Here is a 23,703-nt window from a genome sequence, read left to right as displayed (position 1 = left end):
GGTTTTTAGTTAATCACCCGATCTGATAAATAGACGGACAAATTCCGCTTAATTAGTAATTCTTATTAAAAAAGGCTTAAATAGACGGAGAGATTCCGCCTATTGACCCGAAAAATACGAAAATGGGAGATTTTTCTTTGCATAACCGGAAAATTCCGCTTATATACCCCGAAACGAGCTCCATTCTACATTTAACCGGAAAATTCCGCTTATTTTACTTTTGCTGGTTACTCGAGTAAGGACAAGACATCTTTAATACCTCACTGCTTCCGCGAGCAAATCTACAATATGAACCGCACGCATTTTATCAGACAAGCCTTCGCGCTCGATGCCAAGCTGCATTTGCAGCAGGCAGCCTGGGTTGGCCGTGACAATCGTCGTCGCGTGGGTCGCTTTGGCCTGGACCATTTTATAGTCGAGCATCACCATCGACATTTCGGACTCGACGATATTGTAGATTCCGGCGGAACCACAGCAGCGATCGGCTTCTTTCATCTCTTGGTACTGCACACCCTGAATAGATTGTAGCAGTGTTCTAGGTGCGGATGCGGTTTTCATCACATTTCGTAAATGGCAGGAATCCTGATAGGTAACTACTGTTGCCGGAAGTTCTAATTTCACTTTTTTATGAAAAGAAACAGCAACGAGGATTTCAGAAATATCCTTAATTTTCGATTTAAAAGTCGCTGCTCGTTCGCACCATACCGGGTCATCCTTCAGTAAATGATCGTAATCAACGAGAAATGCACCGCAGCCGCCGGCATTGGTAATAATAAAATCGGCGCCTAAATCTTCGAATGCCGCAATGTTTCTTTTGGCAAGCTCTTTCGCTGAGTCCTTTTCGCCGCTATGTCCGTGCAACGCACCACAGCAGGTTTGCTCGTTAGGGATCACGATCTCGCAGCCAGCCAACTGCAGCAGTTTCATGGTTGCGTCGTTTGTTTTCATGAACATCGTATCCATTAAACAGCCACTGAAAAAAGCGACCTTATGAACTTTCTCCGCTAAGGCAGGCAGGTGCTCAGGTCTATTTTTCATTTCCTTCATCGTTGGGACTTTCGGAAGTACTTTTTCCATCGTGGCTAAATTGTCAGGCAGCAAGCCTAAATACCCCACTTTGCGGGCAAGGGTTTGAATCCCCGAACGCTGATAAAAGCCAAGCAGACCAACTAGCGTACGCATCCGGTTTTGGTGTGGGAATACCCCTTCAAAAACCGTTTTTCGAATCGCTCTCACACGCAGCGGGTGCTTTTTGTTTTGGTTGATAATATCCCTTGCTTCTTCTAGTAAGTGACCATAATTGACGCCAGAAGGGCAAACTGGTTCACATGCACGGCAGCCAAGGCAGAGCTCGAGAGAACGCTCAAAATCCTCATCGGGTTCGACGATGCCGTCGACGACCGCTTTCATCATGGCTATTCTGCCGCGAGGCGAATGGGATTCTTTAAAGCCGGATTCAATATAGGTTGGGCAGGTTGGCAGACAAAAACCGCAGCGCATACAGTTTAACAGTTCATCCTCGTTCATCCGCTCTTTAAATTGTTCTTGAATCTTTTCTTGTTCGAGTAAGGTTGTCATCTTGTAATCACCACTCGTTTCTTGCTGTCTTTCGCAAAGACTTTCCCCGGGTTCATGATGTTATTGGGATCAAATGCCTTTTTAATTCCCATCATGGCAGCAATCCCTTCTTTCTTCAGCTTCCACTCTAAGTAGGGTGCCTTCATGGCTCCGACTCCGTGTTCCCCAGTAATCGTTCCGCCTAATTCAATGGCTTTTTCAAAAATTTCCGCAAACGCTTTTTCTACACGTTCCATTTCTTCGTGATCGCGTGCATCGGTTGCACAGGTAGGGTGGAGATTGCCGTCACCCGCATGACCAAAGGTACAAATCGTTAGCTGATATTTTTCAGTAATTTCATTGATCGCTTTTACCATATTGGCAATTTCGGAGCGTGGAACGGTTGCATCCTCAAGGATGGTCGTCGGTTTTAACCGTGCAACCGCGGAAAGTGCTGCACGCCTCGCTGTTCGGAGTGCCATGGCTTCCTCTTCGGTTACGGCGATTTGAATGGATACTGCCTGTTCCTGCTTACATACTTCTGCAATTCTTTGAATATCGCGTTCGACGACTTCCGGAGGACCATCCTGCTCGATTAGCAGAACAGCTTGGACATCTGTCGGCAGCCCAATTTGAGCGTAATCTTCTACTACCTTTAAGGTAGCTTGATCAAGGAACTCCAGAGTGGTCGGGATGATTTTATTCGCAATAATCTTTGAAACAGAACGAGCGGCAGCACCTAGGTCTTGATAAAGAGCCAGCATCGTTTTCCGGGTTTCCGGCATGGGAACCAGCTTCAAGGTGGCTTCGGTAATCACCACAAGTGTTCCTTCAGAGCCGACAAATAAACGGGTTAAATCATAACCAGCTACATCCTTTGCCAGCTTTCCACCCGTTCGGATGATATCGCCGTTCGCTAATACTGCTTCAAGCCCAATCACATAATCTCGGGTTACACCATATTTAAGACCACGTAAGCCGCCTGAGTTCTCATTGATATTGCCGCCAATCGTGGAGATGGTCATTGAGCTTGGATCTGGTGGATAGAAGAGACCTTTTTCTTCAATTGCATGAATCATATCGAGGGTGATGACCCCTGGCTGAACGGTGACCGTTAGATTTTCTTCGTCTATCTCAAGAATTTTGTTCATATGTTTAAAAAGAAGGACAACACCGCCCTCCGTTGGGCAGGTTCCTGCACAAAGGTTGGTTCCAGAACCGCGCGGAACAATCGGAACCTTATATTGATTGCAGATTTTCAAAATTTGCGAAACCTCTTCTGCATTTCGCGGGCTGACGACGGCATCCGGCATCGATTGGTAGTTCGGTGTGGCATCGTAGGAATAGACTAAACGTTCAATTTTAGAATCATCGAAGTTATCTTTGGTTACAATTGCGATCAATTTTTCTTTTACTTCATTAGAGAGCATGTTATTTCCTCCTCTGTTGAAATTTCATTTCAATATTTACTATAATTATAATGAAATAAAATTACAAAGGGGAGAGTTTTTTGAAATATAAATTATTAGCGACTGATTTAGATGGAACATTATTAAATGAGCAAAGTGAAATTGATGTGGAAAATATAGAAGCGATTCATGAATTCCGTCAAAAAGGGGGGAGGGTGGTCATTTGCAGCGGTCGTTCACCGCTTTCAACACGCTGGATTGCCAATACGATTGGGTTAAAAGGGGAGCCAATCATTGCTTATAATGGAGCCATCATGCTCGATGAAAGTGGTGAAATCAGTGAGCAGTCCGTTTTTAAGGAGGACCACCTTCTGAATTTCTGGGAATTATGTGAAGGGGAAAGCATCTATGCCCATTTTTACGAAGGGGACACATTGTTAGTTCCGCGTGTCACGAAATGGAATGAGAATTGGATTGAGAGAAATATTCTAACACTTGAAAAAACAGGAGGAAGACGAGACGAACTTGAACAGTTTCGTGGGCAATGTCAGGTGAAAGTAGTGGAAGATTTATATCAATATGTGAAGAGCCAGCAGCCGAAGATAACGAAAATCGCTGTGTTTCATGAACAGGGCAGCCTTGCTGATTTTTCAAAGGTAATTGCTGAAAAAATGGAAGGGCTGGAAGTAAGTAGCAGTCTTAATTATCTAAACTTAGAAATTTCACCTTCAGGAGTGAGTAAAGCATCCACCTTGGTAAAACTGAGTGAAAAATACGCTATTCCGATTTCTCAAATGGCTGCAATTGGGGATAATTATAATGATTCTCTTATGCTTCGTGCTGCTGGGCTTGGAATTGCAATGGGAAATGCCCCTGAGGAAGTAAAGAAATGGGCAGATGTGGTGACCGGGAAAAATGATGATGCGGGTGTTGCACAGGCTATCCGCAAGTATTTACTAGAGTAGGTTATGAAATATAATTTCACCTTTTTAATAAAAATATTGAATTATCATTTCAACAGTATTATACTGTGAATATAGTAATCGCTTACAGCTAGAAAAACAATCAGGAGGAGAAGGAATATGATCGAAGAAAATCTCGAACTACTAACCACCGAATCCCGAAATAAAAGTTCCATGCACATAGATACGGCCGCGGCCCTCGATATATTACGAATCATGAATGAACAAGATCAATTGGTAGCACTCGCTGTCAAAGAGGTGTTACCTGAAATAGAGGCGGCGGTTCAGTATGTATTTGAATCCTTTAAAAAGGGCGGCCGTCTGATTTATCTAGGTGCCGGTACGAGTGGAAGATTAGGGGTGTTGGACGCCGTTGAATGTCCGCCTACTTTCAGCACCGATCCTGAAATGGTCCAGGGACTTATGGCAGGGGGAGAGGGCGCCTTTTTGAAAGCAGTTGAAGGAGCCGAGGATAATCTAGAACTTGGTGTAACCGATTTAAAAAATTTAGAACTTACAGAGAATGATACGGTGATTGGGATTGCTGCCAGCGGTCGGACACCTTATGTGATTGGAGCCCTTCGCTATGCTCGAAGCATTGGTGCTAAAACAGTTGCCCTTTCGTGTAATAAAAATGCAGCGATTAGTAAAGAAGCAGACCAGGCCATTGAGGTCATTGTCGGTCCAGAGGTGCTTACGGGTTCTACACGCTTGAAATCAGGTACGGCTCATAAAATGATTTTGAATATGATTTCAACCTCATCGATGATTCTTATCGGTAAAGCGTATGAGAACTTAATGGTGGATGTAAAGGTTAGTAATCTAAAGTTGAAGGAACGTGCCATTGGCATTATCCGTAAAATCACAGGTGTTTCCTATGAAGTTGCACTAAAGACTCTTGAAAAAGCTGACCTGCAAGTGAAAACAGCCATTGTCATGCTTAAAGGAGAGACGACCAAAGAGGAAGCAGAGAAATTATTAGAAGAAGCTAATGGTTATGTGAAAATGGCAATCCAAAATGTTGAAAAATAAAGGCTGTTTCGTAATGATTGTTGTTAAAATCTTAAAGCCGATTTTAACGTGGAAATAGTTATTTTGTGCTTTAGAATTTAGTTTGCAGCTCTTTTCTTAAGAAAAGAGCCCAAATAAAAGGTGGAATTCGGTGTGTCAGCAGGCGGGTTAAAAATGCTTCAAAACATGCTTGAACAACTTCCGGCGTCTGAACGGAAAATTGCCCATTTTATACTTGAAAATCCACGCAGTATATTAGACAGTACCGTTAACGATATCGGCATCCAAGCAAAGACAAGCGGAGCAGCGGTCATTCGCTTGTGTAAATCACTTGGTTTAAATGGATTTCAGGATTTAAAGGTTCGAATTGCTGGAGATTTGGTGAAATCGGTGGACCAACAAGGATATCGGGACATCGAACCTGGTGAATCCTTTTTCTCCATCGCTCGGAAAACAACGAGTAATAGTATTCAAAGCATCCGCGATACAGAGGAAATCATCAATTACGAAGAATTGGAACGAGCGGTACAGACATTGCTTGCCGCCCAAAACGTCCACTTCTTTGGAATTGGTGCCTCCAATATTATCGCAAAGGACGCTCAAATGAAGATTCTTAGAATCCAAAAAAATGCAACCGCTTTTACCGATACCCATCTTGTGGCCACCATCATTGCGAATGCAAATAAAGAAGATGTTGTATTTTGCATCTCTCATTCTGGGGAAACAGCAGAGGTTATTAAGGTGATGTCACTAGCGAAAGAGCGGGGCGTCAAAACGATTAGTCTAACAAAATACGGCCAATCGTCCGTCGCATCGGTAGCAGATATAAAACTTTTTACCTCTTATTCAGGGGAAGCGGCTTTCCGAAGCGGGGCGACGTCCTCACGGCTAGCCCAGCTATATATGATCGATATTTTGTTTTTATCGATGGCGACCGTTCAATATGAGCACACGATTCAAGCGATCGATCAAACAAGAGAAGCGATTCGCTTTATTAAAGAAGGCAATTAGACTTGCAGGAGGTGATGTGAACACTGTTTGCATCGTGTTGACTGGGAAAAGCATTAAAATACAACAGAGAGTAGGGGAAATGACATGGCTGGAGAAAATAATAAAGTTTTAGCTGAAAAGATTCTTGAACAATTAGGCGGCTCCACGAATATTGGCAACTATACACATTGTATGACTAGACTTCGTGTTACACCAAATGATGAGTCCGTTGTTGATAAGGCTGCTTTAAAGAAAATAGATGGGGTTCTTGGAGTGGTAGAAGAAGAAACACTTCAAATCATCCTCGGACCTGGAAAAGTAAACAAAGTGACTGAAGAGTTCGGAAAGTTGATTAATGCTTCAGGTGGAATCAATTTAAAAGAAAAAGCAGCGAGCACGAAGGCTGAAATCAACAAAAAAAATGCAACACCTTTTAAGATGTTTTTACGAAAAATTTCTGGGATATTCATTCCGTTAATCCCGGCACTTATCGCATCAGGATTAATTACCGGAATCACAAAAGCAATTGTTCAAGCTGGCTGGCTAGCAGGTGATTCACAGCTTGCGACCATTTTATCCGTTATCGGCGGTGGTTTATTCGGTTATCTTGGAATTTTAGTGGGTACGAATGCAGCAAAAGAATTTGGCGGTTCACCAGCACTTGGTGCAATTGCGGGTATCTTAATTATTAACCCTGCGGTTGCGGGCATTCATTTGTTTGGTACAGATTTACTTCCTGGACGCGGCGGATTAATTGGTGTTCTATTTGCCGCCATCTTTATCGCTTTAGTTGAAAAACAAGTTCGCAAGTATGTTCCAACATCTCTTGATCTATTTTTGACACCAACGGTTGCGTTATTGGTTACTGGTATTGTTACTTATCTTGTATTTATGCCGCTTGGTGGTCTCGTTTCAGATATTATCACAAAAGGTTTAACTTCTTTACTTGATATGGGCGGTATAGTCGCAGGATTTGTTCTTGGTGCAACCTTCCTGCCTCTTGTTGTGACTGGATTGCATCAAGGTTTAACACCAATACACTTAGAGTTAATTAATACAATTGGTGATGACCCACTTCTGCCAATCTTAGCAATGGGTGGTGCAGGTCAAGTAGGTGCAGCATTTGCTATCTATGTTAAAACAAAGAAAAAACGTTTAAAACAAGCTATTGGCGGTGGTCTGCCAGCAGGAATTCTTGGAATCGGCGAACCGTTAATCTTCGGTGTTACGCTTCCATTAGGCCGTCCGTTCTTAACTGCGTGTTTAGGTGCTGGTATCGGTGGGGCGTTCCAAGCTTACTTTGGTATCGCAACGATTGCTATCGGGGTATCTGGTTTACCACTCGCGTTCCTTGTTGTCGCTGGCCAAGTTGCCCTTTACTTAATCGGGGTGTTAATTGCCTATGCAGCTGGTTTTGCCTTCACGTATCTTTTCGGTTTTAAAGATGAGATGGCTGGTGAATTTGATTGATCGGTATTTCCTTCTATCTAAATGATCCATTAGCAGAAGAGCGGATTGAACGTGCAGGAAAACTGGGTGTGAAGCGGGCGTTTACCTCGCTTCACATTCCAGAAGAATCCGGTGATTTAGCTAGTCGGGCGATGGCGCTGCTTCGCTGTGCGAAGGAAGCTGGGATAGAAGTTTATGCGGATGTATCATTAAAAACACCTGGTCACCTAGGTTTAGAAAGCTTGTTTGCGTTAAAATCACTAGGAGTCAACGGCCTCAGACTTGATGATTTTTTTGAGCAGGAGTTGATTTTGAAGCTTGCAAAAGAGTTTAAACTTGCTCTTAATGCCAGCATTTTATTTGAAGAGGACATTCGGGCTCTAGTGGATGGAGGATTAAAAGCTAGCCAGCTGATGGCTTGGCATAATTTTTATCCAAGGGTTGAGACGGGATTATCCGATTGGTTTTTTCAAAGGCAAAATGAACTTTTTAAAAAATATGGAATTCCGGTTAGTGCTTATATTCCGGGTGATGGAGAAAAGCGTGGTCCGCTGTTTGAAGGACTTCCAACACTGGAAGAACACCGCGAGTTGGACCCATTTGTATCAGCATTGGAGCTGTTCCGTTTTGGAGTTGAGGATGTCTATATCGGAGATCCAGGGGTAAGTGAGGAGCTTCTAACGAAATTAATCGACTTTGATCTTAAGGGTAGTATTGAAATTCGTATTGAAGGGTTTCAAGAAGGAGAGTTCAGGCTCCGTCCTGATTTTTCCCGTGATGTTCTTAGGTTCTTGGACACGAGAAGTGTGGATTCGGTCGTTCCTGAGAATACTTCGGAACGTATCCTTGGAAGTATTACGAGAGATAATGATCGATATGGCCGCTATCGTGGTGAGGTTCAAATTACACTCTGTGACAGGCCTGCCGATGATCGTGTTAATGTCTTGGGAAGAGTTGTCGAGGAAGATATCGTGCTTCTTTCATACCTCAGACCTGGTCAAAGTGTAAAATTAGTACATGCCTAAAATGGCTGCTTACATTACAAATGACGTGTGAATTCACACGTCATTTTCTATGCATTTCTTGTATTACGGGTTATATTTCTTTGAATTCAATTAAAAGAAGGAGTGCCCCAATTCAACAGGCACTCCTTTTGCTATACCCATATTTTATGGCAGGATATTCCCTGCAGCCCGATAAATGCTATACCATTCTTCACGAGTCAGGTGAATTTCACTTGCCTTGATGCAGTCCTTCAACCTGTCCACATTCATGGTCCCAATAACTGGCTGCATTTTTGCTGGATGACGGAGCAGCCATGCAATCGCGATCGTGGTATTGCTCACTTCATACTTGACTGCAACTTCATCGATCTTCTGATTTAATTCTGGGAACTTATCGCTGCCAAGGAAGACGCCTTCAAAGAAACCATATTGGAACGGTGACCAAGGCTGGATGGTGATATCATTCAGTCTGCAAAAATCAAGAATACTGCCATCCCGATCAATTGCAGATTCATTCTCCATGTTTACATTCATGCCATTTGAGATCATGTTGGTGTTTGTGATACTTAATTGCAGCTGGTTAGCAACAAGCGGCTGCTTTACGTATTTCTGCAGCAGTTGAATCTGCATGGGCTTTTGGTTGGAAACGCCAAAATGCCTTACCTTACCTGAAGATTCAAGGATATCAAATGCCTCAGCAACCTCTTCGGGCTCTACCAATGCATCCGGGCGGTGCAGAAGTAATGTGTCGAGATATTCGGTGTTCAGTCGTTTCAATATCCCATCTACTGAATCCAAAATATGCTCTTTTGAAAAATCGAACATTCCTTTACGAATCCCGCATTTTGATTGCAGGAAGATGTTCTCACGAATATTAGCGTTCATATGTATCGCGTCAGCGAAAATTTCCTCACTTGTGCCATCGCCGTAAATATCAGCATGGTCAAAGAAATTTGCGCCTTCCTCTAAAGCGGTTTGAATAAAGGTTTCGGCTTCTTTCTTTTCCAACGACTTCATGCGCATGCAGCCGACGGCAACAACCGGGACTTCTAATGTGCTGCTTCCTAGTTTCATCGTTCTCATTGTATCTGACCTCCCATTTTAAAATTGAGTACAATTTGTTATCAACATTTATTTTGACATATTCAAAGGATAGTAGCAAAATTTTACAGAAAGATAGCGATTTTTTCATGTACTAGAGTCAAGTAATCGTTAAATGCTATAATGGGTTATTCCTATTTATGAATAATTGTAAGGGTTTTCGCGTCTTCTTTTAAAAGGAGGGTAACATGCTTTTTTCAATACGCAATCGTTTATTACTTATTTTTACATGTTTGCTAACGATTCCATTTGTTATTCTATCAATCATTATTCCTAGCTTTTTTACGTCTGAGATCCGCGAGCAGACACAAGAATTAACCATAGAAATGATGGATCAGTTTTCGCTTTATGTTGATTCTATCACGACACAGGCAGAGGATTTGGGCAAACAGGTGCTTGTGAACCAGACGACACAAGAATGGCTGAGATTAAATAGACAAGGTGCTGATAAGGAAGAACTTGATTCAGTGATGAATCAATTAAAACAAGAGCTATCCTCGATTATGATTAACAATTCTAATGCAATGTCGATTTCGGTGCTGCTTGATGATGGCACCGGGACTTGGGGGATAAATTCCTCATTCCATGAAACGGATTGGTATCAGGACTATATCCAATACAATCAAAGCTATGCAAAGTCGCATTTAGATCCTTTTCAGCAAAGTAATGAAATGCAAGTCAAGAAGATCAATAGCTATATTCTTCCTCTCATTGATACTAATACGATGATTTCGGCAGGGGTTATAAAGGTGAATTTTCCTTCGGCATTACTTGAAGCCTCGCTAAATAAAATATCGAAGGGACAAAATGAGCATACCTATTTGTTAAATCAGCATGGTGAAAACATGTTGTCTGGGAAAATAAAGACTCCTAATTCGGTCTTGCAGCAAAGTTTAAAACAAATCACCAGTAGCAATGAACAAGAAGGGTTAATTGAGGCTGCTTATCAAAAGGAAAAATATCTAGTTTTCTTTCAAAAGCTGCCGGTAGGTGATTGGATCTTAATCAGTGAAGTGACGGAGTCTGAATTGTTCGCAAGGGCCAATCATTTGCAACGGAACCTTCTGTTAACGAGTGGATTCCTTTTTTTCATAACGATTGTGGCTTCGTTTATTATGTCTAACAATATTACAAGTCCTTTAGGAAAACTAGCAAAAGCGATGGGGTTCATCGAACGGGGAGATTTTTCAGGAGCCAAACGGTTTATCCCGGATATTAAATCTCAAAATAATGAGATTGGTTACCTAATCAATGTAACGAAACATACGATTGACCAATTACAGAATTTAATTGAAACGGAATATGAAGCAAATTTACGCCGGAAAGATGCGGAATACAAGGCCTTATTACTGCAGATAAATCCTCACTTTTTAAATAATACGCTTGAAATTATTGGAAGTTTAGCGCTTCAAGAAAAAAATAAAGAGGTCATGAATGTTAGCGTCTATTTAGGGAAGATGTTGCGGTATTCATTAAATACAAACAGCAATATTGTTTCTTTAGGTGAAGAATTAAACTATATCAAAAGTTACACGAACATATTAAAGTTAAGATATGAGGACATGATCACGATTCAAATCGATGTAGCCCCTGACACGGAAATGCTCCCTGTCATTAAGTTCATATTGCAGCCACTCGTGGAGAATGCTGTGAAATATAGCTTCAGTGAAAAGACATTTGCAGATATATTTATTAAAACTGAAAAGGTTGGTAATCAGATTTGCATATCCGTGGAAGACAAAGGCATTGGGATGTCAAAAGAGATGATTTCAAACTTACAGCAAACGGATGAAACAATGAGTGTGCTGGAAAGTAAAGGGAACAGCATAGGTCTCAGAAATGTACTTGGACGATTAAAGCTTACCTATGGATGTAACTTTTCCTATCGAATTGAATCTATTAAAAATGAGGGCACTAAGATTACACTACTAATTGATGTGAAAAGGGGGGATGGACAGGATGAAGGTGTTAATCACGGATGATGAGATTCAAATTCGTAAAGGATTACGCTTAAAAGTGGACTGGGAAGAAGAGGGTTTTCAACTTGTGGAAGAAGCGTCAAATGGGAAAGAAGCTCTCGAAATCCTCCAAACCAAGGATATCGATGTAGTGATTACGGATATGCGAATGCCTATTATGGATGGAGTAGAATTGGCAAAACGTTGTCATCATGAGTTTCCTCATGTAAAAGTCATCGTCCTATCAGGTTATTCTGATTTTGATTATGTGCGGAATTCACTGCAACAAGGCGTAAAAGACTACTTATTAAAACCTGTTGCCCCTGATGAATTAGTGGAAGCATTAAGGAAGATTCGAAAAGAAGTAGAGGAAGAGAAAAGAAAACAAGTTGAATTCGCGCAAATGAGCCGACTCGTTCATTCTCATTTACAAGAATTGCAGGAACAATTTATCCTTCATTTAGCAAAAGAGGAAGTATTACAGCTTCCGATTGTATCGGAAAGGCTACAGCAGCTGCAGTTAGAAAGCCTGGCTAATGAAAATGGAAAAGTACAGTTTTTAACAGTGGAAATTAGAGAAAGCCACAATTCAAATCGTCTAGAGGAACTAAGGATTCCATTTCAGATGCTATGTAAGGAACTTGCTCAACAGCAGCCAGCGACCTATGTATTTACGGATCCAAGCTATCCTAATATGGTTCAATTTTTACAGCTAATGGGTTCGGATTCTTCATCAACCGATCAACTCGTTCAACACATTCAACAGAACGTTAACAAGTTATTAAAATTAGAAACTGTCATTGGTATAGGTGCTGTTGTGAATGGGCTATCAGAATATAGGAGCGGATATATATCAAGTTTACTTGCTTGGAGCCAAAGCCAATTGGGATCGAAGTCTCAGATTATGGACCAAACTGCCACAAGCGAGGCGGTGTTTGATCTTTCTCCAGATTACGAGAAACGGATAACGAATTCAATTGAAAACCTCGATTTTGCGGCTTTTAAAGATAATTTACAGAGGGTTCTTGAAGGTTCCGAAGGTCGGTCGGTTATGTCGTTTTCATTTGCGGCCAACCAAGTGTTATTTATATTAGGGTCATTAGCCAAAAAGTATGATATCGAGACGAAAGACATTCAAAATACGATTTGGAATTGCCAACAAAATATTTGGAAGCTTTATTCTCAACATAAAGTAAAAGAAGATTTGATTGAATTAGCACAATTAATCATTGAGAAAATACGCCTTGCTCGTTTTTCTAATAAGAAATTAATCGAAAGTATCCGCCATTATTTGGACCAGCACTATGCAAGTGAAATATCCCTTACCACGTTATCTACTTTATTTCACATTAATAGTGCACATTTATCGGAAACCTTTAAACATCATGTCGGCCAGAACTTTAGTGATTATCTGGTTACCTTACGAATGGACAAGGCCAAACAATTACTGAAAGACAAACAGCTGAAAATTATTGATGTCAGCAACTTAGTTGGTTTTTCAAACTCAGGGTATTTTAGCACCGTCTTTAAAAAGCATTTTGGACAAACACCGGTTGAATTTCGTAACACAATAGAGGATTAGGTCGGTTTTGAAGGGAGAATGAGATTCAGGTGAAGAAATGGTTAACAGTCATCATTCTTTTTAGTATAGCAGGTCTTGCTTTGGCCTATTTTTCATCAATAACAAGTGATCGTCCAGATAAAGAGAAAACAGAAAAACAAGTCGAGCTGACTTTTTTACGAAATTTAGGCAATCAAGCATTTAATCAAGCTTATGAAGAGGTAGTCACTGCTTTTGAAGCAGGACACCCCAATATTAAGATTAATATGCAATCGATGCACTGGGGAAATGAATACGAATTAAGGCTGCGGACTGAACTGGCTGCAGGAAACCATCCTGATATTATGGCCATCGACAGTCCAAACCTGGCTCTTTATGCCAATTCTGGTTCGCTCTTATCGATGGATTCCTTTATGAAAGAGGAAGGAAATATTGACGATATACCTGAGGGAGTCCTAAACGGTTTAACTTATAAAGATGAAATTTACCTTGCTCCGATTGTGGAATCGAGTATTGCCTTATTTTACAATATGAATCTTTTTAGGGAGGCTGGAATCCCTTTTCCATCAGGAGATCCGAACAATCCCATGACGTGGGATGAGGTGTTAGAGATTGCTAAAAAAATCAACAACCCAGCAGATAGTGTGATAGGGCTTGACCCTGCCCAAGGCTTTAATGTTGGAGAAGGTCCTGCTTATTTTAAAATGCCGATATTATGGCAGTTTGGGGCAGAAGTAATAAGTCCAGATGGAACAACCGCAGATGGATATATCAACTCTAAAGAAGCATTAAGAGCTTTACAATTTTATCAAGATTTATATTTTAAGCATGGGGTAGCGGCGGTTGATATGCCTCCGACTCCTTTTGAAACAGATAAGCTCGGGATGACGGTATTGGGTTCATGGGCTATTTCGGAATTGCAACAAACTCCTGGTTTTATTCTAGGAGAAGATTTTGGGATTGCTCCGCTTCCTAGGGGTCAAAATCAGGTTGTTCCGAATGGCGGCTGGGCCCTTGGGATCTCATCGAAAACCAAATATCCGGAGGAAGCCTGGGAATTTGTGAAATTCGCTACAGGGTACGAGGGAGCTAAAATGTTCGTCGGAATCTCAGGTGATTTACCTGCTAGGTATTCGGTAGCTAAAGACTTTCCCGAACTCAATGAATATCCCAAAAACATTTTTGTTCAACAAGACCAAAACTACTCGAAAAGTCGACCGGTAACTCCAGCCTATCCCATTATCAGCGAAGCCATTAAAGATTTGTTTGAGGATGTAGGTAAAGAAGGTAAAGATGTTGGAACCGCTGCGAATCAAGCAGCGGAAAAGATTAATAATGGCTTAAAAGATATCAAAAAGCCATAAAATCCTCTAGTTGACTAACTAGGGGATTTTTTATGTAAGTTTGAATGGATACTGTGTGAAAGCGATATCAACTCCCGAAAATATTAAACTACTTCAACCAAAAAAATTAAACTCTTCTTTTTTACCATTTTGATATATTTAGTTTGTTGAAAGGGGTTTCAAATTTTTAAAAGGGAGGGTAAGAGATTGGATGAAGTAGTAGTAAAAACAGAGCAAGTCATGCCGGTTCATACAAGTAAACCAACTAAATTAAGCAGGAACCTTCAATATATCAAAAAGAACTATATTCTTTATTTGCTTATTGCTCCTGCAGTTATTCTTACAATTATTTTTAAGTACATCCCCATATATGGGGCGACTATAGCTTTTAAGGATTTTAGCCCGATTCGAGGCATTGCGGGGAGTGAGTGGGTTGGGTTTAAACATTTTACCAACTTCCTAACATCACCAAATTTCATGGAAATCTTGATGAACACGATTAAATTAAGTTCATTTGAATTACTGATAGGATTTCCGATTCCGATTATTTTAGCTCTGATGTTAAATCAGTTAAGAAAATCGAGTGTAAAAAAGAACATTCAATTAGCCCTTTATGCACCGCATTTCATATCCGTGGTTGTCGTTTCGGGAATGGTCTTTCTTTTTCTATCACCGGTTGGACCGATTAATGCTATGTTATCAACCTTTTTAGATAAGCCAATTTCGTTTATGTCGGACCCAGACTATTTTAGATCCATCTACATTTGGTCGGGAGTATGGCAGGGAGCAGGATGGGCATCGATTGTATATGTTGCTGCACTTGCTAACGTTGACCCGCAGCTTCATGAGGCCGCAACTCTTGATGGGGCGTCCCTATTACAACGGATTTGGCATATTGATCTGCCAACGCTTAAGCCAGTGATGGCGGTATTGTTTATTTTAGCTGCTGGTGGAATTATGGGAATTGGCTTTGAGAAAGCATATCTCATGCAAACACCAATGAATTCACCATCATCAGAAATAATTGCCACTTATGTATATAAACGAGGATTACTGGCAGGGGATTACTCGTTTGCTACTGCTGTTGGATTATTTAATGCTGTTGTGAATGTGTTTTTACTCGTATTTGTCAATCAAGTGGTTAAAAAACTAAACGAAGGCGAAGGTCTCGTCTAAGGAAGGAGGAAAACGATGAACAACAAAATCAAGCATCCAAAGGGAGATCGAATCCTGCTTCGTATCAATAATATCCTGTTGACCATCATTATTATAGCGATTGTAGGACCACTGTTGTATGTGTTTCTCTCTTCTTTCCTAGAACCGAATGCCATCATTCGAAAAGGACTTTTGCTAAACGCTACGGATTGGTCACTAGAGGGATATAAGCGAATTTTTACGGATGACACAATTGTAAGAGGGTTTATCAATTCAATCCTATATTCAGTTGGATTTACGATTGTAACCGTAACGGTCTCTATTCTTGCAGGATATTCGTTATCTGTAGACGGTTTGATTGGAAAAAAGGCATTTATGATTTTCTTCTTATTTACGATGTTTTTTGGAGGAGGCTTAATTCCAACGTATTTCGTCATCCGCGATTTAGGAATGCTCAATACGATTTGGGCAATTATCATTCCTGGAGCCGTCAACGTCTGGTTTATTATCCTTGCCAGAACGTATTTTAAAGCGGTTCCGAATGAACTAAAGGAAGCAGCTAGAATAGATGGAGCGTCAGATTTAAGAATTTTTCTAAGTGTTATTTTGCCATTATCAAAACCAATCATTTTTGTTCTTGCCCTCTATGCCTTTATTGGGCAATGGAATGCCTATTTTGATGCAATGATTTACCTGGATGACCGAGAATTATATCCATTGCAATTAGTTCTGCGTTCAATCTTGATTCAAAACGAGGTCCAGCCAGGAATGGTTGCAGATGTCCAGGCTCGGAACGAATTGATGAGAATATCAGAAATGATCCGCTATTCTTCGATTGTGATTGCGAGTTTACCATTATTGATTATGTACCCATTCTTCCAAAAGTATTTTGAAAAGGGAGTTATGGTTGGTTCACTAAAATAAAAAAAGTGAGGGTTTATAATGAAAAAAAGAATTCTAACAACTGCTTCAGCGCTACTTCTTTCAGGATCACTCATACTTACTGGCTGTAGCAGTAAAAGCGGCAGCAGCGAGAGTTTTTCTTCGAAGGATTATGGACTAAAAGACGTAACGTTCCCATTAAAAGAGGAAAAAACATTAAAAATTATGACATCCAGTTCGCCTTTAGCACCAGAGGATCCAAATGATAAGTTGATTTTTCAACGCTTAGAAAAGCAAACGGGTGTAAAAATTGATTGGAGAAACTATACGGGTGATGTATTTGGTGAAAAACGAAATCTAGCGATTGCTAGTGGAGAGCTTCCAGATGCAATCCTTAACGCTGCCTTCAGCGACTATGAATTATTAAAGCATGCGAAGGATGGAGTTATTGTTCCGGTTGAAGATTTAATCCAATATATGCCGAACCTACAAGCAGTCCTTGAAAAAGCACCGCAGTACAAGGCAATGATGACAGCTCCTGATGGACATATGTATGCTTTCCCTTGGATTGAAGAGCTAGGAGAAGGAAAAGAAAGTATTCACTCTGTTGACGCTTTCCCGTGGATTAATATGGAATGGCTAAACAAATTAGGATTAGCAGTACCGAAAACAACAGAGGAATTAAAACAAGCTTTAATCGCTTTTAAAACACAGGATCCAAATGGAAATGGCGAAGCGGACGAGATCCCAATGTCTTTCATTATCAATGATGGCGGTCAAGATCCACATTCTTTATTCGGCGCATTTGGTCTAGGTGATAACTGGGATTTCACGGTAGTAACGAATGACGGAGAAGTAAAACTTACAGCTGCGGATGAAAGCTATAAAAAGGCAATCAGCTGGTTCAACGATCTTTATAATGAAGGCTTAATCGATATTGAAGCATTTGAACATGATTGGAATACGTATCTTGCAAAAGGCAGAGACAAAAAATATGGTTTATATTTCACATGGGATAAAGGCAATATTACAGGAATGGGCGACGACTATGATCTTCTTGCCCCGTTAAAGGGACCTGAAGGACATCAAAACGTAGCAAGAACAAATGGAATGGGCTTTGATCGTTCTAAGATGGTTGTTACCTCAGCAAATAAAAATCTAGAATTAACAGCGAAGTGGATTGACCAGCTTTATGATCCTGCACAATCTGTTCAAAATAACTGGGGTACGTTTGGTGATGAGAAGCAGCAAAATATTTTTGAATGGGATGACAGTACAAAAATGTTAAAGCACCTTCCATTAGAAGGTACGGCACCGGTTGAATTGAGAGAGAAAACATCTGTCGGCGGACCGTTAGCGATATTAGATAGTTATTATGGAACAGTGACAACAAAACCAGACGATGCAGCTTGGAGATTGAACTTAATGAAGGAAGTTATGGTTCCTTATATGGAAGCAGAAAATATTTATCCTAAAGTATTCTTCTCCATTGAGGACCTTGATCGACTTTCAACCATCGAAACGGACTTATTTGCTTATATTAAAAGAAAACGTGCGGAATGGATTGCCAATGGCGGCGTTGAAAAAGAGTGGTCTGAATATCTAGCAGAATTAGACCGACTCGGACTACAAGAATTCTTAGAGATTAAACAGAAAGGTTATGACCGAAACCAAAAATAAAATGAATAAGGCTGTACAGTGCTTGCGCATTGCTACAGCCTTTTCACTTAAATAAGGAGCGAAAACGATGACACAAAGATATAAGGAGCTGTACCGACCACAATTTCATTTTTCACCAGAAGAAAAGTGGATGAATGATCCGAATGGAATGGTCTTTTTTAATGATGAATACCATTTGTTCTATCAATATCATCCATATGGTACGACGTGGGGACCGATGCACTGGGGGCATGCGGTAAGTAAGGACATGATTCATTGGGAACACCTACCGATTGCATTATTCCCTGATGAGTTAGGTGCGGTTTTTTCAGGAAGTGCCGTTGTCGATTGGAACAATACCACTGGCTTTTTTGACAAAAACCAACCAGGATTAGTTGCAATTTATACAAGTGCTGGCACTTATCCAGAATCTGACCGTCCTCTTCAGCAGCAGAGCTTAGCGTATAGTAAGGATAACGGCAGAACGTGGGTGAAATATCAAGGTAACCCTGTTCTTTCAAATGTATCGATAACTGATTATCGGGATCCAAAAGTGTTTTGGCATGAGGAAACCCAAAAATGGGTAATGGTATTAGCAACTGGTCAAACCATTACCATTTACACTTCGCTAAACTTAAAAGAATGGGAATTTGCTAGTGAGTTCGGTCATACCGCTGGTTCGCATGATGGTGTGTGGGAATGCCCTGATCTGTTTGCCTTACCTATAGATGGCAAGGTTAAGTGGGTAATGATCGTTAGCATTGGAGATAATGGTAAGACTGCTGAAGGTTCAAGGACGCAATATTTTATTGGTCAATTTGATGGAACGACTTTTATCAATGATTACGCTGACACCACTGTATTATGGTTAGATTACGGGCGGGATAATTATGCAGGTGTATGCTGGTCTGATATTCAAGATGGTAGACGTATTTATCTTGGCTGGATGAGCAACTGGCGCTATGCCAATCAAGTACCCACTGAAGTGTGGCGAAGTGCGATGACGTTGCCAAGAGAATTATCGTTAGCTGCAACAGAGGATGGAGTTCGCTTATTCCAAAAGCCGGTGGCTGAAGTTTGTACGATTAGAAAAGAAATGAAAATTTATACGAATGAAGCCAGCACAATTCCATTAACATTTTCCTTAATGGAAATAAATATTGAATTTGAAAAAGGAAGTTCAAACCAGTTTGGATTTGTCATCAACCATGCTGAGGAAGAAAAAACGGTGATTGGATATAATGTTTTAGAAGAGAAATTATTTGTGGACCGAACTAAGTCTGGCGATAATAGCTTTTCGACATCCTTTCCAGCCATACAAGAGGCACCAATGAAGTTGAATCATCAACGGTTAAAGCTCCAGGTATTCGTGGATACTTCATCCGTTGAGGTTTTTGCCAATGACGGGGAGATTGCGATTACGAGCTTACTTTTCCCAAGTGAGGGAAGCAAAGAACTTCTTTTATTTTCGCATGAAGGAACAACAAAGGTATTGAATTTAACGTTAACTGAACTTAATTCAATTTGGAAATAACCATTTGATGCTCTAATCGTGTAATTGGTTAGAGCTTTATTTTTATAAAAGGGTGGTGTTTAGAATGAATTCATCAATTATATGTATCGGTGAATTATTAATCGACTTTTTCTGTACAGATGTCGATATTAATTTAAGTAAAGGCGAAAATTTCCAAAAGCAAGCAGGGGGCGCACCTGCAAATGTGTGTGCCACGATCGCAAAACTAGGCGGTACAGCTCTATTTTGTGGGAAAGTTGGAAATGATCCGTTCGGACATTTTTTAAAAAAGACACTTGATGATGCCAAAGTTAATACATCAATGATTGTGCTCGATGATGTACATCCGACCACATTGGCTTTTGTATCATTACAAGCAAATGGAGAAAGAGATTTTATTTTTAATCGCGGTGCCGACGCCTTTTTACTAGAAGAGGAGCTGGAAGAGGATAAGCTGAATGATGCTGCTATTCACCACTTCGGATCGGCCACAGCTTTATTAAATGATCCGTTTCAAACGACGTACTTCACTGTAATGCGAAATGCAAAGAATAAGGGAAAGTTTATTTCGTTTGATCCTAACTTTCGAACCGACCTTTGGAAAAATAAGCAGACTGAATTTATCGAATTAGCTAAAAAGGGGATTGCGTTAGCTGATTTTGTAAAAGTAAGTGAAGAAGAATTACACATCATCACAAGAATCAGTGATTTAGCTGAAGGCACGCAAGCCTTACATCAAATGGGTGCAAAAATAATCGCAATAACCTTGGGAAGTGAAGGAACTTATCTCTCTAATGGTTACCAAAGCGAAATCGTTCCTAGTGTAAAAGTAAAATCCATTGACTCAACCGGTGCTGGCGATGCCTTTGTTGGTGCAACGCTTTACCAGTTCGCCAATGTAAAACCAGCATTAGAAGATTTTGAAGTGCTTAAAAAAATTATTTCATTTAGTAATAAAGTAGGTGCGCTTGTTTGCACCAAGGTTGGGGCGATTTCTGCCATCCCAACCTTAGACGAAATAAAGTGAGTAATGGGATGTCCTAATGTTTTATTAGGATATCATTTTTTTTAGACCTGAATTAAAGCTTTACGTTACCAAACCTTGATGTATTCAACTTCATCGTTCCTTGGGGCGAAACATATGCTTGGATGTTTAGCAACAAATTAATAGAAAATCTTGATTTAAAAATAAGTTTTTTTGGCTTTATCATTAAGTTTCTGTTAATAGATACTGAATATCACAGATAGTTATAAAATTCTATAAAAAAAGCCCGATGTTAAGAGGATATAGGAATATCTACTTAACACCGGGTCTAAGGTGACTCACTTACTTTTCTTTAACATTCGTGATTGAAACAGTTTTCAGTACTTCATTTCCAGCTGAGTCTTTAGCATAAATGGTATATATCCCGTTGCTTTGCACCATTAAATATGGGTTGTTTAACTTAACAGAATTCCCGGCGTCTGCAAAATAGAATGAATCTTTTTCCCCATTAGCCCATTTAATTTCAGTAATTGTATTTCCAAGACCAAGCGCTTTTGCGGATATATCTACTTTTACATTTCCAGCAGTTTGTCCATGTGGTTTGGTTGTTTCCGAGAGTACAGGACTATCTAAATATTGAATTCCATCTAATCCCCAAACCTCAACTTCATCCATAAATGTCCATTCAGCATCTTGAATAATATCAATCTTAATATATCTAGCATACACAGCAGATGTATCCTCTTCTCCAGGAACTCCATCGGAGGTACCGTCCCAGGTCATCTTTGAAGTAGAATCATTACGTGATGGTTGAACTTCCTTCAACGGTATCCAAGTGAGTCCATCTTCTGAATAAGAATAAGTGATGGAATTAGGAAAAGCTATTCCATAACCTCCATTACTAAAATTACTATTGATCTTTTGAATTGTATTAATTTTACCTAAATCGAATACGATGGATGCTTCAGGTGTATATTGGAATTTCGTCCAATTTCCACTCCAAAGACTTCCGTTATACACTCCATCGGTTAATCCTTGTTGATCTAAAGTCGCCTCAGGAGAAATCGTATAAGCTAAGCCTGATACCAGGTTGGTATATCCCGCAGGAATTAACGTGGTAACCTCGAAACTTCGTACTCTTTCAATACCAAGGCTGTCTTTAACATAAATGGAGTAGGTTCCATTTTTTAAGACAGTGAATTGGTTATTCGTTATCTCTACTCCATTAGAATGGAAATACGCAGTATCCCGTTCACCCTCAGCCCATTTTATGGACTCAACATGATTACCCTCACCAGTTAAGGTTACTTCCACGGTAAAAACAATGGGTTCACTTGTAGCTCCACTAGTGGAAGGTGTAAGTTCAATGATAGGTCTAGGTTTATAACTACCTTTTACGAATTCATAGAGTAAATCGTATGCCATTCTTTGCTCGGCTCTTTCGCCATAGGCAGCTCTTAGGATAGTATCGTTACCTTGATAATAGCCCTTGAATGTATTTGTCATATACCCATACTGAACGCCGCCGTTTAGGTAACGCAAGTAACGTTCAAAGTAATTTGGATCAGTCATTAAGCGCTCATCAAATTCAATTTCTACACCTGTACCATAATTCTTGGCGCGATGTGCTCCCCACTCGACCCGATATTCAGTGTTATCATAGAAGAAATGGTTGGGTTGCATTGCTACAGCATCAAGGCCAACTTCCTGCCACTCATGAATCTCATTGGTATACCAGTTTGGAATCCAGAAGAATTTTAACTGTTCTTCATGAACTAAATTACTGGTGTACTCAATTATTTCTTTTTCAAAAGGAACGTCATTTTCAATGTTTTCGTTCATCCAGTAAATACCACTAAGTTCCAAGTGAGAAAAGTTGGCTTCTTCCCAATTCGAGAAAATTTGATTTAAATACCAGGTTACCACTCTCTGTTTTCCTTCATAAGTACTCAAGTTTTCAGAAAGACTGTCACCATCAACATCGCCAAAGTCTGTTTGATACATATTCGGATAGGGGACGGTTAATACGACTTTTACTTTGTGGGAAGGGTCATTCAGTTCAACGCCTGCATCCTGCACAGCTTGATTCAGCTCTTCGAGATCGCCATTTCCAGCAAATGTTTTGTCTATATACCATTGCCAATCTTCCTTATTGGAAGGGTTGGCAGAAGTTAGTCCTCCCAAATTATTGCCGCTCTGTGCGGTGATCGCCAGATAAAGGACCCCATCGTAAAGCCAATCCAGCGCTTTTCCATTTTTGTCAACATAGGAGACATATGGTTTGATTTCATCACGTGTCCAATCTCCCTGTGCATTTGCATAGTTTCCATTATACAACAAGACAAGATCACTGATTCCTCCGGTTGTTTCTTGAGACGGAGTCGTAAATGTCGAAGGTGTATAAGGGATTTCTACTGCTCCGGATTTCAATTCGTCATATCCCCAAATCTCAATTTCATCAAGTAAAGACCAATTCTCCGGGATAAACTCCACCTTCACATAGCGGGCATATACAAAATATGCTTCCGGATAGTTGGTAACACCATCTAGTTGGGCATTCCAAATCGTATCGTCTGTTTCGGCAGGTCCAGCACCCCATAAGGTATTTTTAGGACTTTGATTCGAAAGGACACTCCAGTCGTTCCCATTATTGGATACGTAATAGGTGATCGCAGCTGGATAAAAGACGCTGTTAGCCGAATCACGAAGAAAGTTGGCTGAAATTTTTTCGATTGATTTTTTGGAACCCAGATCAAAGGTGACGGATAAAGGTACGCCTTTAAATCCGGTCCAGTTGGCATTGTTGCGATCCACTCCACCATAAAGCCCATCTGTTAACTCTTTACCTGCCGCATCACTGTGTGGGTCAATCGGAGACCGAGATAAAGTATATTCGAGTCCTGCGGCTAGGTTCTTGTAACTGATATCTGTGATATTTGATACTTCAATCTCTTTTGCTGAAATAATCGAACCTCCTGGAAATTGCATAAACATCATGGCAAAGATAATCGTCCATATAAAAACGTACTTTTTTAACATGAAATCCCTCCCGAATATTTAGGTGTATTTAGCAAATAAATAAAAAAGGATACGAACACCAACAAAAATAAATGAAACGGAGAATAAATCCACCTTAGTCAACGCTTTCATTCTATCATTAACAT

17 protein-coding genes are annotated in these 23,703 nt (G+C 40.3%); 13 read left to right on the top strand and 4 right to left on the bottom strand.

Annotated features, from left to right (window positions below):
• Positions 1-252: 252 nt before the first annotated feature.
• Together V7124_RS16895 and glcD are read right to left on the bottom strand one after the other, a co-directional pair.
• Positions 253-1,578, bottom strand: coding sequence for a (Fe-S)-binding protein (locus V7124_RS16895; protein ID WP_335491269.1), 1,326 nt, complete (start codon positions 1,576-1,578; stop codon positions 253-255).
• Entirely contained in the window at positions 1,575-2,987 is a 1,413-nt protein-coding gene (glcD, locus tag V7124_RS16890; protein WP_335491267.1) for a glycolate oxidase subunit GlcD, read from the bottom strand. Before glcD ends, V7124_RS16895 begins: the two co-directional genes overlap by 4 nt.
• A gap of 80 nt (positions 2,988-3,067) precedes the next feature.
• Here glcD and V7124_RS16885 point away from each other — a divergent pair, with 80 nt between their 5' ends.
• From V7124_RS16885 to V7124_RS16865, 5 genes are all read left to right on the top strand, one after another.
• A complete protein-coding gene (locus tag V7124_RS16885) occupies positions 3,068-3,931 on the top strand; it encodes a Cof-type HAD-IIB family hydrolase (RefSeq protein ID WP_335491265.1) in 864 nt (287 codons plus the stop codon).
• A gap of 117 nt (positions 3,932-4,048) precedes the next feature.
• Positions 4,049-4,960, top strand: coding sequence for an N-acetylmuramic acid 6-phosphate etherase (gene murQ, locus V7124_RS16880; RefSeq protein WP_335491263.1), 912 nt, complete (start codon positions 4,049-4,051; stop codon positions 4,958-4,960).
• A gap of 132 nt (positions 4,961-5,092) precedes the next feature.
• Positions 5,093-5,950, top strand: a complete 858-nt coding sequence (locus tag V7124_RS16875; RefSeq protein WP_335491260.1) for a MurR/RpiR family transcriptional regulator — start codon at positions 5,093-5,095, stop codon at positions 5,948-5,950.
• 84 nt (positions 5,951-6,034) lie between these two features.
• Positions 6,035-7,399, top strand: a complete 1,365-nt coding sequence (locus V7124_RS16870) for a PTS transporter subunit EIIC (RefSeq protein WP_335491258.1) — start codon at positions 6,035-6,037, stop codon at positions 7,397-7,399.
• A complete protein-coding gene (locus V7124_RS16865; RefSeq protein WP_335491255.1) occupies positions 7,396-8,403 on the top strand; it encodes a MupG family TIM beta-alpha barrel fold protein in 1,008 nt (335 codons plus the stop codon). The genes V7124_RS16870 and V7124_RS16865 overlap by 4 nt, the downstream gene beginning before the upstream one ends.
• A 144-nt stretch (positions 8,404-8,547) precedes the next feature.
• Here V7124_RS16865 and V7124_RS16860 read toward each other — a convergent pair whose 3' ends face one another.
• Positions 8,548-9,465: an aldo/keto reductase gene (locus V7124_RS16860; RefSeq protein WP_335491253.1), complete on the bottom strand. Its 918-nt coding sequence runs from the start codon at positions 9,463-9,465 to the stop codon at positions 8,548-8,550.
• A 206-nt stretch (positions 9,466-9,671) separates the two neighbouring features.
• Here V7124_RS16860 and V7124_RS16855 point away from each other — a divergent pair, with 206 nt between their 5' ends.
• From V7124_RS16855 to V7124_RS16820, 8 genes are all read left to right on the top strand, one after another.
• On the top strand, positions 9,672-11,465 hold the full coding sequence (locus tag V7124_RS16855) for a sensor histidine kinase (protein ID WP_335491251.1): 1,794 nt from the start codon (positions 9,672-9,674) through the stop codon (positions 11,463-11,465).
• Positions 11,443-13,023, top strand: a complete 1,581-nt coding sequence (locus V7124_RS16850) for a response regulator transcription factor (protein ID WP_335491249.1) — start codon at positions 11,443-11,445, stop codon at positions 13,021-13,023. The genes V7124_RS16855 and V7124_RS16850 overlap by 23 nt, the downstream gene beginning before the upstream one ends.
• 29 nt (positions 13,024-13,052) lie before the next feature.
• Positions 13,053-14,366: an ABC transporter substrate-binding protein gene (locus V7124_RS16845; protein ID WP_335491246.1), complete on the top strand. Its 1,314-nt coding sequence runs from the start codon at positions 13,053-13,055 to the stop codon at positions 14,364-14,366.
• 219 nt (positions 14,367-14,585) lie between these two features.
• Positions 14,586-15,521: an ABC transporter permease gene (locus tag V7124_RS16840; protein ID WP_335491347.1), complete on the top strand. Its 936-nt coding sequence runs from the start codon at positions 14,586-14,588 to the stop codon at positions 15,519-15,521.
• A 15-nt stretch (positions 15,522-15,536) separates the two neighbouring features.
• Positions 15,537-16,424, top strand: a complete 888-nt coding sequence (locus V7124_RS16835; RefSeq protein WP_335491243.1) for a carbohydrate ABC transporter permease — start codon at positions 15,537-15,539, stop codon at positions 16,422-16,424.
• 18 nt (positions 16,425-16,442) lie between these two features.
• On the top strand, positions 16,443-18,062 hold the full coding sequence (locus tag V7124_RS16830) for an ABC transporter substrate-binding protein (protein WP_335491240.1): 1,620 nt from the start codon (positions 16,443-16,445) through the stop codon (positions 18,060-18,062).
• A gap of 67 nt (positions 18,063-18,129) precedes the next feature.
• On the top strand, positions 18,130-19,575 hold the full coding sequence (locus V7124_RS16825) for a glycoside hydrolase family 32 protein (RefSeq protein WP_335491238.1): 1,446 nt from the start codon (positions 18,130-18,132) through the stop codon (positions 19,573-19,575).
• Positions 19,576-19,639: 64 nt separating this feature from the next.
• Complete coding sequence (locus V7124_RS16820; RefSeq protein WP_335491236.1) at positions 19,640-20,581, top strand: carbohydrate kinase family protein; 942 nt, start codon at positions 19,640-19,642, stop codon at positions 20,579-20,581.
• A gap of 300 nt (positions 20,582-20,881) precedes the next feature.
• Here the strand turns inward: V7124_RS16820 and V7124_RS16815 are convergent, their stop codons facing one another.
• The gene (locus tag V7124_RS16815; protein WP_335491234.1) at positions 20,882-23,578 is read right to left on the bottom strand and encodes a DUF4855 domain-containing protein; all 2,697 of its coding nucleotides are present in this window, start codon (positions 23,576-23,578) and stop codon (positions 20,882-20,884) included.
• Positions 23,579-23,703 lie beyond the last annotated feature (125 nt).

The sequence above is a fragment of the Neobacillus niacini genome (genome assembly GCF_036961885.1).
In the GTDB taxonomy this organism is placed as follows: Bacteria; Bacillota; Bacilli; order Bacillales; family Cytobacillaceae; genus Neobacillus; species Neobacillus niacini_H.
The sequence above is the reverse complement of the archived record's forward strand: the minus strand, read 5'-3'. Positions and strand labels throughout refer to the sequence as shown.